The sequence below is a fragment of the Sphingobium sp. genome, assembly GCF_035511395.1.
Taxonomy (GTDB): domain Bacteria; phylum Pseudomonadota; class Alphaproteobacteria; order Sphingomonadales; family Sphingomonadaceae; genus Sphingobium.
Window position 1 is genome coordinate 1 of the sequence record NZ_DATKFP010000247.1, and the last position, 11,615, is coordinate 11,615.

At 64.0% G+C, this 11,615-nt stretch carries 7 protein-coding genes and 2 pseudogenes; 4 read left to right on the top strand and 5 right to left on the bottom strand.

Annotated elements, in window-relative coordinates; translation table 11 throughout:
* Positions 1-2,564: TonB-dependent receptor domain-containing protein (locus VMR39_RS17355; RefSeq protein ID WP_325417360.1), on the top strand; the 2,564-nt coding region annotated here is incomplete at its 5' end.
* A gap of 404 nt (positions 2,565-2,968) precedes the next feature.
* Here VMR39_RS17355 and VMR39_RS17360 read toward each other — a convergent pair.
* From VMR39_RS17360 to VMR39_RS17375, 4 genes are all read right to left on the bottom strand, one after another.
* Positions 2,969-4,303 carry a TolC family outer membrane protein gene (locus tag VMR39_RS17360; protein ID WP_325417362.1) on the bottom strand — a complete coding sequence of 445 codons (1,335 nt, stop codon included), beginning with the start codon at positions 4,301-4,303 and terminating at the stop codon, positions 2,969-2,971.
* Positions 4,300-7,395, bottom strand: coding sequence for an efflux RND transporter permease subunit (locus tag VMR39_RS17365; protein WP_325417364.1), 3,096 nt, complete (start codon positions 7,393-7,395; stop codon positions 4,300-4,302). Before VMR39_RS17365 ends, VMR39_RS17360 begins: the two co-directional genes overlap by 4 nt.
* On the bottom strand, positions 7,392-8,465 hold the full coding sequence (locus VMR39_RS17370) for an efflux RND transporter periplasmic adaptor subunit (RefSeq protein ID WP_325417366.1): 1,074 nt from the start codon (positions 8,463-8,465) through the stop codon (positions 7,392-7,394). The genes VMR39_RS17365 and VMR39_RS17370 overlap by 4 nt, the downstream gene beginning before the upstream one ends.
* Positions 8,466-8,597: 132 nt before the next feature.
* Complete coding sequence (locus VMR39_RS17375; protein WP_325417371.1) at positions 8,598-9,017, bottom strand: hypothetical protein; 420 nt, start codon at positions 9,015-9,017, stop codon at positions 8,598-8,600.
* 225 nt (positions 9,018-9,242) lie between these two features.
* Between VMR39_RS17375 and VMR39_RS17380 the strand changes: the two genes are divergently transcribed.
* The 3 genes and pseudogenes from VMR39_RS17380 to VMR39_RS30525 all read left to right on the top strand — a co-directional run.
* Positions 9,243-9,500 carry an EF-hand domain-containing protein gene (locus VMR39_RS17380; RefSeq protein ID WP_325417373.1) on the top strand — a complete coding sequence of 86 codons (258 nt, stop codon included), beginning with the start codon at positions 9,243-9,245 and terminating at the stop codon, positions 9,498-9,500.
* A gap of 18 nt (positions 9,501-9,518) precedes the next feature.
* A complete protein-coding gene (locus VMR39_RS17385; RefSeq protein ID WP_325417375.1) occupies positions 9,519-10,319 on the top strand; it encodes a response regulator in 801 nt (266 codons plus the stop codon).
* A 488-nt stretch (positions 10,320-10,807) separates the two neighbouring features.
* Positions 10,808-11,476 (top strand): annotated as a pseudogene (locus VMR39_RS30525) (ATP-binding protein); the annotation flags it as partial.
* 90 nt (positions 11,477-11,566) lie between these two features.
* On the opposite strand, the pseudogene VMR39_RS30530 reads toward VMR39_RS30525, so the two are convergent.
* A pseudogene (locus VMR39_RS30530) lies at positions 11,567-11,615 on the bottom strand (hypothetical protein); the annotation flags it as partial.

The window sequence follows — 11,615 nt, forward strand, 5'->3', positions numbered from 1 at the left end:
CACCAGCCAATATCGCCGATTTCGTCAACCAGATGCCACAGGTCAGCGGCAGTTCGACCACGCGCACCGGCAACAATAATACCAGCACCGGCACCAACGGCCTCAACACGCTGAACCTGCGCTCGCTCGGCTCCAACCGCACTCTGGTCCTGCTTGATGGGCGCCGCGTCGTCGCCTCCGCCGTCAATTCGGCTGTCGACGTCAACAATCTGCCGAGCGCCCTGGTCGAGCGCGTCGACATCGTGACCGGGGGCGCCTCAGCCGCCTATGGCTCCGACGCGGTCGCCGGCGTGGTCAACTTCGTGCTCCAGAAGAAGTTCACCGGCATCAAGGGATCGCTGTCCGGCGGCATCACCGATCGCGGCGATGACGAGAATGCAACCGGCTATCTCGCCTATGGCACGCCCTTTGCCGACGGGCGCGGCCATGTTCTGCTCAGCGTCGAGGGCGCCTATCAGGCCGGCATCAACAGCATCGATCGCGACAAGCGAAAATGGTTCAACCAGACCAATCTCCTGTCCAACCCAAATTACACGCCGACCAATGGCCAGCCGCAGCGGATCATCGCCAGCAACGTAAATTATTCCAATGTCGCCAAGGGCGGCGTCATCACCTCCACCGGTCTGGCCAACACACAGTTCGGCGAAGGCGGAGTGCCGATGGCGTTCCAGCTTGGCAGCCCGATCAGCGCGCCGTTGATGGTCGGCGGTAACAGCTGGTATGAAGGGGACGTCAATGCGCTCGATTCCGAGCTGAAGCACTGGGCCGCGTTCGGCCGGGTCAGCTATGATCTGACCGATGATCTGACACTGATCGCCGAAGGCTCCTACGGCTATTCCAAAACCAACAACCTGTCCGCCTATCAGCGCTATCAGGGCAATCTCACCATGTCGGCGACCAACCCCTTCCTCGACGCCGGCGTTCGCGCCCGCGCGGCGGAACTGGGAATCAGTTCGTTCCGCTACGGCTATTCCACCTACGATCTGGGTCGACCGGAAAATGAGGCGACGCGCAAGACCTATCGCGCGGTGCTGGGGCTGGAGGGCAAAGTCTTCGGCGACTGGCGCTGGGACGCCTATTATCAATATGGCCAGACCGATACGCGCTCGACGCTCTACAATACCACCAATGTCGCCCGCTTTGCCGAAGCGATCGACGCGGTGCGCGATACCAGCGGCCGCATCGTCTGCCGCTCTACCCTGACCGCACCGAGCAATGGCTGCGTGCCGCTCAACATCTTCGGCTATGGCGTCGCCGATCCGTCCGCCATCGCCTATGTGAAGGGCACCGCCTGGCAGCAGCTCTCGCTCAAGCAGAATGTCGCGGCGGCCAGCATCAGCGGTGAGCCCTTCAGTCTGTGGGCCGGCCCGGTCAGCCTGGCCGTAGGCGCCGAGTATCGCAAGGAAGAGGTGTCTGGCTCGGGCGACGATGTCTCTGCGGTCAACGGCTTCTACACCGGAAATTTCAAGGGCACCAACGGCAGCTACGATGTCAAGGAAGCCTACGCAGAAATCGTCGTGCCGCTGGCGGAGAATATGCCGTTCCTGCAATCGCTCGAACTCAATGCGGCCGGGCGCTACACCGACTACAGCACCAGCGGCGGCGTCGAGACTTGGAAGCTGGGCCTGAGTTGGAAGCCGGTCAACGACCTGCGCCTGCGCGGCGTGCTCTCGCGCGATATCCGCGCCGCCAATCTGGGCGAATTGTTCACCGCTGGCCAGACCGGCGCGGTCGACGTACTGGATCCCGCCAATGAGCTGACCTCGGTCCGGACCACGCGGGTAACGATTGGCAACCCGCAACTGCGCCCGGAAAAGGCCGATACGGTCAGCTTCGGCGCCGTCTACAGCCCCTCTTGGCTACCGCAGTTCACCACCTCGATCGACTATTATTCGATCAAGCTGAAGGACGCGATCGCCAGCCTGGGCGCCCAGGATCTGGTCGATCGCTGCTATCGCGGCGAGCAGGCCTTGTGCAGCAATGTCGAGCGCGATGCGGACGGCAATATCACTCGCATCATCACGCGGCCGGTCAACGTGGCGGAACTCAAGACCCGTGGCGTGGATGTCGAGGCCAGCTTCCGCCAGCCGCTTGGCGACATCGCATCCAATCTGGATGGAACGGTGACGCTGCGAGCGCTCGGCTCGCATATCGCCCGGCGCACCACCGTCAACGGCGGCGTGCGGACCGAAGCAGCGGGCCAGAACACCGGCGACGCGCCAAAGTGGCGCTGGTTCGCAACGCTGGGCTATGACGACGAAAAACTCTCCGGCCTCGTGACGCTGCGGACGATCAGCGCCGGGGTTTACGACAATAGCTGGCAATCAGGTGTGGATATCGACGACAATCGGATCAAGGGCGCTGCCTATGTCGATCTTGCTGGCGTCTATCGCTTCCAGACTGGTGCCAGTAAACAGCTGGAACTCTTCGGCAAGATCGAGAATCTGTTCGACAAGGATCCACCCGTGGTAGCAGCGATCGGCGGTGCGAGCCTTCAAACTAATCCGACCCTCTACGACACTATCGGGCGTGCCTATCGGATTGGCGTGCGCTTCCGTTATTAAGACAAACAGAACCGAGAAATTTGAGCGTCGGAGACCTGCTGGCCGAGCATTTACGCAGCCAGCAGGTCTCAGAGCGATCGTTGTCGGAGTTTCAGCCAGGAATTTCAGATTTCCAGGTGCGGATTGACTGCTTTTCAGGGCAGAGGACGCGGCAATTTCGAGGTTAGTTCTGGCCAGTCAGTCAACCTGGTGTTGAAGATTTACTCGTTCTCCAGATTCGTCGCGTGACGTGGCCAGCTCTTGCTTTCCCATTGAGCGACGCGGTGGCTGATCCGGCAAATTCACAAGCAAGAGGCGTGACCTACCCGTCAAAGCAGATTCCCGCACGCTACAGCCGCTGAGGATCATGATCGACATACCCCCCTCGACGGTGCCGCTTCGAACGGCCTGATCGCCAGACACGATCATTTCATCAGCGCATTCACTCCGGCCAACGCCTCATCGCCCAGATCGCCGGTCGCGGCGGCGAGCTGGAGCCGGGCCGTCATATAATCATATATGGCCTGACGCCGATCGCGGTCGGTCGAGAAGCTCTGGCTCTGGGCATTCAGGACATCATCCTGCGTGCGGATGCCGACCTCTCGCCCGGTATTGGCCGCATCCTGCTGCAAGCCGGCGGACCGGTTCGCGGTGTTCAGGGCCGCTATGCGGCGCGCGCCGGTCGATACGGCATGCCAGGCCTGCTGCGCCTGAAGACGAGCATCCCGCCGCGCGGCATCCAGGGCGCGCGCGTCCTTGGTGGCGTTGGCGCGGGCTTCCCGCTCCTTCGACTGGATCGCCCCGCCGGCATAGAGCGGGATGGTGATGCGCAGCCCGGCCGACGCCGACTGGATGCGGTCGGGAATGATGCCATTGCCCCCTTCCCCGCCCAGCCGATACTGGCCCTGATAACCGGCGACGCCTTCGACGACGGGGCGTCCCGCAAGGCCATAGCGGTCGATATCGGCTCCGACGGCCTTTGCCTGATGCTCGGCCGCCTTCACCAGCGGCGATTGGCGCTCCGCCTGCTCGACGGAGTCTTCCAGCGTCGCAAGCGGCATCGGCGCGGCGAAATTCCCGGCGGGTCGGTCCAACCCTTCCCCCTGCAAGCCCGTCAGTTCGGAAAAATCGGCGCGGGCATAGGCCAGTTCGGCCTCCGCGCCGATGCGTTGCGCTTCACTCGCGTCGCGGCGGGCCTCTGCCTCGCGCACGTCGGTGATGCGCGCGCGCCCGGCATCGAAACGCGCCTGCGCGCCGCGGCGTTGCTGTTCCGCCGCATCGACCTGCGCCTGATAGGAGCTTAGCCTGTCCTCGGCCGCCAGCACCTTGAAATAGGCCTGCGATACCCGAAGGATGAGTTGCTGCTGCTCGCCGGCAAACTGCACATCGGCGCCGGCCGCCTTTTCGCGCAGCTGGATCGACTGGGCATGTTTCGATGCATCATACAAAGGCTGGACCGCCTGCACCCCGACGCTCGCCCGGCCGCTCGATCGGCTTCCGGTGAAGACGGGGCCCAGTTCTTCCGGGAAACTGGCGTTGGTTTCCGTGACATTATATTGGTATCCGCCCTGAAGCTGTACGCTGGGCCGCTTGAGCGCCCGCGCCTGAACGGCGGCCTCCTGCCCGGCGTCGCGCTCAGCCTGCGCGCCCAGATGATCGGGATCATGGGCCGCAGCTGCTTGCCATGCCTCCATGAGGTCGGTCGCATGGGCGGGCGGCGCGAGCATGGCCGCTGCGGTACAGAGGAAAAGGCGTTTCATGCGGAAATCTCCTGACTGCCGGCGCGATGCTGCGGGCGGTCGAAGACCAGCTCGTAGAGCGCGGGCAGGACGATGAGGGTAAGGATGGTGGCGACCATCAGGCCGCCCATGATCGCCCAGGCCATCGGCCCCCAGAAGGTCGACCGGGTGAGCGGGATCATGGCGAGGATGGCAGCGAGCGCGGTCAGCAGGATCGGGCGCAGACGATGGACGGCGGCTTCGCGCACGGCCTCCCGCATCGCCAGGCCATGGCCCGACAACGTGTCGATCTGCGCGATCAGGATGACCGAATTGCGCAGCACCATGCCGAACAGCGCCAGCGATCCCAGCATGGCGACGAAGCCGAAGGGGATGCGGAACAGGGCCATGATGAGCGCCACGCCGATCAGCGCCAGCGGCCCGGTCGCCAGCACCACCAGCATCCGCTTCACATTCTGGAGCTGGAGCATCAGCAGGATGACGATCACGAAGATGGCGAAGGGCACGGCGGCCATGGTCGCCTTCTGGTTGATGCTGCTCTGTTCTTCCGACCCGCCCTTGACGATGGAGGCGCCGGACGGAAGGTCACGGCGCAGCGCCTCGATCTGCGGTTCGATCCGCTTCGTCAGGTCGCTTGCCTGCTCGCCTTCGACATCGGCGGAGATGGTGATGGTCGGCTGACGGTTGCGCTGGTAGATGACGGCCGGTTCGCTGCCCGCCGATACATGGCCAAGCTGGGCCAGCGGCACGGCGCCATTGGGGGTGGAGATCGGCAGGTTGGCGATGCGACCAAGGTCGGTCCGCTCTGCCGCGCTCAGGCGAAGCACCACGTCCAGCGCCAGATCGCGATCCCGAAAGCTGGTCGTACCCGCCCCGCCGATCGCCGCCTGCAACGATTGCTGCACCGCCTGCGTCGACAGGCCGAGCGCGCGAACCTTGTCCTGATCCAGGTCGACCCGAATGGCCTTGAGCGGTTCGCCCAGATCGCTGTTCACGTCACGCGCATGACTGTCCGCACGGATCAGTTCCTCCAGCCTCTTTGCGACCGGCATGATCTGCGCAAGGTCCGGCCCCGCCACGCGATACTGCACGGGCTGGCCGACCGACGGGCCATTTTCCAGACGACTGACCCGGCCGCGCGCTTCGGGAAAATGCGTGGCGAACAGGCTCTGGATGCTGGCGATCACGCCTTCGCGCGCTTCCTCATCCCTGGTCTGGAGCACGAGTTCGGCCAGCGTGATATCGGGCGTCTGGACATTGAGCGGCAGGTAGAAGCGCGGCGATCCGCCCCCGACATAGCTGGTGGTGGACGTCACCCGGTCATCGCGCGCCAGCAATTGTTCCATGCGGGCGGCAACCGCCTGCGTCTGGGCGAAGCTTGCATTTTGCGACAGCTGAAGGTCGACCACCAGTTCGGGTCGGTCGGACGCGGGAAAGAATTGACGCGGCACGCCGATCTGGAACAGCAGCATCGACCCCAAGAACATGGCGAGCGCGACCGCCACCACCGTCTTGCGCCGGTCGAGGCATCGGTCGAGCACGCGCCGGAACCAGCCGTAGAAGCGGCCTTCATATTGTTCTTCGGGCTCACCGGCGTCGTCACGCGCATCCCCGCGCTGGGGCAGCAGATGATAGGCGATGAACGGCGTGAAGATGACCGCGACGATCCACGACAGGATCAGCGAAATGGCGATTACCTGAAACAGCGAGATCACATATTCGCTGGCTGTCGCCTTCGACATGGCGATCGGCAGGAAACCGGCGACGGTGATGAGCGTGCCGACCAGCATCGGCACCGCCGTCACGCTATAGGCGCTGACGGCCGCCCTCGTCCGGGTCCATCCCGCCTCCAGATGCGTCGCCACCGCCTCGACCACGATGATCGCGTCGTCGACCAGCAGACCCAGCGCAATGATGAGCGCGCCCAGCGAAATGCGCTGAAGGTCGATGCCCATATACAACATGCACAGGAACGTCATCGCCAGCACCAGCGGGATGCACAGCGCCACCACGATGCCCGGCCGCCAGCCCAGCGACAGGAAATTCACCGCCAGCACGATGACGATCGCCTCGATCAGCGATGTCGTGAATTCGCCGACGGATTCGTCGACCACATGGGTCTGGTCGGACACGGTATGAATGCCCACGCCGACCGGCATTTCGGACTGGAGGGCAGCGATCGTGCGCTTCAGATCCTCGCCGAGGCGCGCGACGTCACCGTCCGACCGCAGGCTGATGCCCACACCGACCGCGTCCTTCGCTCCGAAACGCATCCTGAACGTCGCAGGATCGACCGGCTTGCGTTCAACCTTGGCTATGGCGTCGAGCCGAACGCTCTTGCCATTGGCGACGATCGGCGTGGCGGCAATGGCCTCCACCGATGCGAAATCGCCCGTCACCTGCATCCGCACGCGTTCCGCGCCGGCTTCGACGATCCCTGATGAAGCGACCGCGTTGGTGGTGTCGAGCGCGTCGGCTATCGCCTGCGCAGAGATGCCCGACATGGCGAGACGCGCACTGTCATAGGTGACATAGATGGCTTCATCCTGCGCGCCGATGATCTGCGTCTTGGCGACATCGGGCAGCGCCTGGATGCGGTCCCGCAGCGTATCAGCATAGCGTTTGAGCACCGGATAGGCAAAACCGTCCCCAGTGACTGCATAGATATTGCCGTAGGTCGTGCCGAATTCGTCGTTGAAGGCCGGTCCGACGACCCCGTCGGGCAGGTCTGCGCGATTGTCGGTGACGGTCTTGCGGATGCGGTACCAGATATCGGGAACGGCACTGCTCTTGACCGTCGATATGAGCGTGACGTTGAGCGTCGCCTGACCCGGCCGAGCCTTGCTCTTCACATAATCGATCTCGGCGATATTCTCGGTCAACACCGTCTCGATCGGCTTGATAACCTGTTGCGACATCTGCTGCGCCGTCGCGCCGGGCCAGCCGACGGTGATCATCATCGTCTTGACTGTGAATTCGGGGTCTTCCTTGCGACCCAGCGCCATGTAGGAAAACAGGCCCGCAACGGCCGCCAGCACCAGCAGGAAGCCGACCATCTGCTGATGGGTGAGCGCCCAGCGGGACAGGTTCATGCCCTTCATGTCGATGCTCATGACTGCGGCACCTGCACGATACGAACCTTCTCGCCCGCACGCAGCAGATGCACCCCCGCCGTGACGATGGTCTCGCCCGGTTTCAGGCCGGACCGGATGGTCAGCATGTCGCCCTGCGCCGCGCCGATCTGCACGGCGCGCGGCTGCACCACCATCGTTCGCCGGTCGAGTACCCATGCCTGCGCGCGCCCGTTGGATTGCAGCACGGCGGTCAGCGGCACGCGGACGGCGGCGTCGCCGGCATCGCCTTCGACCCGCAATTCGGCGGTTTCGCCCATCAGCAGCGCCTGTGCCGGCGCATCGACGGACAGGCGTGCCGCAAAGGTCCGCGTCGCGGGATCGGCAGCGCCCGATATGCTGCGAAGCCTGGCGGCATAATGCCGGCCCGGACTGCTCCACCCGCTCACGCTCAATCGCGACGCGGACCGGATCCGGTCCAGACTGCCTTCAGGGAGCGCCACGGCGATTTCCGGCCGGGACGGATCGGCCAGCGTCACGATCGCCTGTCCTGCGCCTACGACCTGACCAACCTCACCCTGAATCTGCGTGACGACGCCGGCGCGCGGCGCCGTGAGGATGGTGCGGCCCAACTGCGCCGATGCGGTGCCGCTCTGGGCGCCGGCGGCGCGCAACTGCGCCTGCGCCTGAACGGCCGCAGCCTTCTGCTGGTCGAACTCTGCGGGGGAAATGAAGCCCTGCTTCAGCAATTCGCGCGATCGCGCCAGATCGGCCTGTTGCACGGCGGCGGCGGTACGGGCAGAACTGCTCTGCGCCGCGGCACTATCGAGCGCTCGCGCATAGTCGCTGTTGTCGAGACGCAGCAGCGTCTGGCCCGCATGGACACTGCTGCCAAGGTCAACCCTACGCTCGACGATCCGGCCCGCCACTTCGAAACCGATCTGGCTTTCGAAGGCGGACCGGATTTCGCCGGCATAGGTCGTACCGATGCCGGCATCGGCGCCGATGCGCTGGACGGCCACGGCGCGTCGTTCATCCCTGACCCGCGGCTCATCCCGACAGGCCGGAAGCAGCATCAAAGCGATCGGTACGATATGAGCAAAACGTGCCATTCCATCCCCATGGGAAAAGGCCGCCGAGGCAGGCCGGTTCATGCAAGGCCAAGGGAATGGAGCAGGTCTGCAACAATCTGATACGCACTTTGTAACGCTATGTAACAGGCCGGCGTCGCTACAGGCGCGCGTTCAGCGCGGTCCGGCGCCGATAGTGCCGGACCATGAGGCCGACCCGCCATTGGGACCGGTCATGTTGCGATGATAGGTTGCGGTCCCATCGCCATTGGCGGTCGCGCTGGTCGATCGTCCCCAGCTTTTTCCGCTGTTGGTCACATGACTGGTGGAGCCGTGAAATTGCCCGTCCTGCGCCTGATACCCGCGCTGGCTGCTGAGGCCACGTCCCTCATTGGTCTGGACATTGCGAGTCATGGATGCCTGCCCGCCGCCGCGCGAGGCATTGTAGCTGGTGTGCAGTCCTCGCCCATTCGGCCCCTGCACGTTGCGGCTGTGGCTATGATGAAAAGAGCGGTTGCGTGCTTCGGCGGTTGATATGTTGGCCACCATGGCCAGGGCCGAAACAATGATCGTGGTGAATTGGCGCAATGTCATGATGCATACTCCTTCTCCGCGTCAGCAAAGGGCGCGCGGGACGGGACATGTCGCACCGGGTCATGAACGGCCTTGCCACATAATGTATCGGATATTTGCAGCGGGATCGGCGCCGGATCGCGCTGTTACAAACTGTAATCTGTCTTCACTTGGGGATCGAACATGCTGCGGTTGCGCGCGCTATATCGGCCACGCTCGTTTTGGGCCTGATACAAGGAGAATGACATGAAATATCTGACGATCGCCCTGTCGCTGGCCGCCATGACCCTGGCCCAGACCCCGGCCGCCATGGCGCAGGATGCGTCGGCAAAGGCACAGGAAATGTTCGCCAAGGCCGACACCAATCAGGATGGCGCGCTGTCGCTGGAAGAATGGAAGGCGGCCGGTCGCCGGGATCGCGGTTTCGCGATGATCGATGCGGACCACGACGGCAAGGTCACGCCGGACGAACTGCGCGCTGCCGCCGCAAAGCGTGGCAAATGATCGATTGCCCCTGGAAACATGCTAGATGTTTTCAGGGGCGCCGCACCATCGGGACAGGCGCTGACGACGAAGGGGTATGGCATGGTTGCCGAAACGCAGGCATCAAATGGCAAGGTCGCGATCGTCGAGGATGATCCCGGCATTCGCGACCTGGTGCGCATGTTGCTGACCCGTGAGGGGTTTGAAGTTCTGGCCATGGAAAATTCGGCCGGTCTCGACGTCGATGGCGTGCTGGAACGGCTCGATTGCCTGATCCTCGACCTGATGCTGCCCGGCGAGGATGGGCTGGAAATATGCCAGCGCCTGCGCGCCCGCTGGCCGCGCCTGCCGATCCTGATCGTCACGGCGAAGGACGATCCGATCGACCGGATCATCGGGTTGGAGATCGGTGCCGACGATTATCTCGCCAAGCCGTTCAACAAGCGGGAATTGCTGGCGCGGCTGCGCTCCATCATTCGCCGGACCCGTGACATAGACACGGCCGCCAGCGAGGAGAATGGCGACAATTTCCGCTTCGACGGCTGGCTGCTGCGTCTGGGCGCACGCGATCTGACCAACCCGGCGGGCGAGCCGGTGGGCCTGACCACCAGCGAATTCGACCTGCTCCATGCGCTGGTCCTGCACCCGCGCCGCATTCTGTCGCGCGAGCTGCTGATCGACTGGACACGGGGCGGCCATGCCAACCCGTTTGATCGCGTCATCGATGTGCAGATGAGCCGGCTTCGGCGCAAGCTGGGCGATGATCCGCGCGAACCCGCGATGATCCGCACCGTGCGGGGCGACGGCTATCTATTCTCCCCCGCTGTCACCCGATGCTGAAGCTGCGCCCGCCCCGGTTGCGAGAGCGAATCGGCCTCATCGTCCTGCTCCATCTGCTGGCCATGATTGCCGTCATTCTGCTGTTCCTGGAACAGACGGACATGCGCAAGATGGCTCCGCTATATCGGGTGCCCATTCCCGAAAAGGTCGCACTGGTCGTCACCGCGTTCGAACGCACGCCGCCCAGATCGCATCCCGACCTTGTCCGCGCCTTTTCCGATGCGACCATGCGCGTCACCATGCTGGCGGCGCTGCCTGCGGGCCAGGCATCCTCTGCCACGCCCGCGACCCTGTCCCGCTATCAGGAGGCTTTGGGCGGCAGGCCGTTTCGCATCGAAACATCGGGCGACGTCGGTCCAGCCGACCTCGACATGCGCCCTGCCGTCACGATGAACGCCGTGCGGATATCGGTGGCGCTGCCTGACGGCAAAGCCATCATGATCGAACAGATGGTCGCAGCGCCGCTGACCAAGATCGTCAACAATCTGATGCTGTTCCTGGCCGCCGTTGCGATTGTCGATATCGCTGTCATCCTCTGGCTGGCCGCGCAGACGACGCGGCCTGTCGAAAGGCTGGCGCGCGCCGTTCGGGAGGACAGGCTCGACGCGATCAAACCCGACGGCCCGCGCGAAATCGTGGAACTGGGCGAAGCGTTCCGGCAATTGCGCCAGCATCTGCGAACGTTGCTGGATGAACGAACGCGGATGCTGGCCGCCATCGCACATGATTATCGCACCTACCTCACACGCATGGATCTGCGCAGCGAATTTATCGAGGATGAGGAGCAGCGCGCGCTGGCGGCCAAGGATATCGAGGAAATGCGCGACCTTCTGAGCGACACGCTTACCTTCGCACGGGAATCGGCCGCGACCGACCTGGACATGGCGACATGCGACATTCGCGCTGAACTGGCGCTGGTCGCCGAAGAGCGCATACAACGGAACCAGCATGTGGACGTCGCGCCCCTGCCCCATGCCGTCCATGCCCATGTCTCCCATATTTCCTTCCAGCGCATGATGGCCAACCTGCTGGACAATGCGGTTCGCTACGGCGGCGGACAGGCGCGTATCCTTGTCGAACCCGAAGGCCCGTTCATCCGCATCATGGTGGAGGATGACGGCCCCGGCGTACCCGAACCCAGCCTGCCGCGCCTGACCGAACCGTTCGAGCGGCTCGAACCGTCGCGCGCGCGCAGGACGGGGGGCGTGGGCCTTGGCGGTCATCGCCTTGACGAAGGCGTTCTTGCCGCCCGGATAGTTCTGCGCGAGGCTGGCGGCGGCGCGGTTCTCCGAGGAC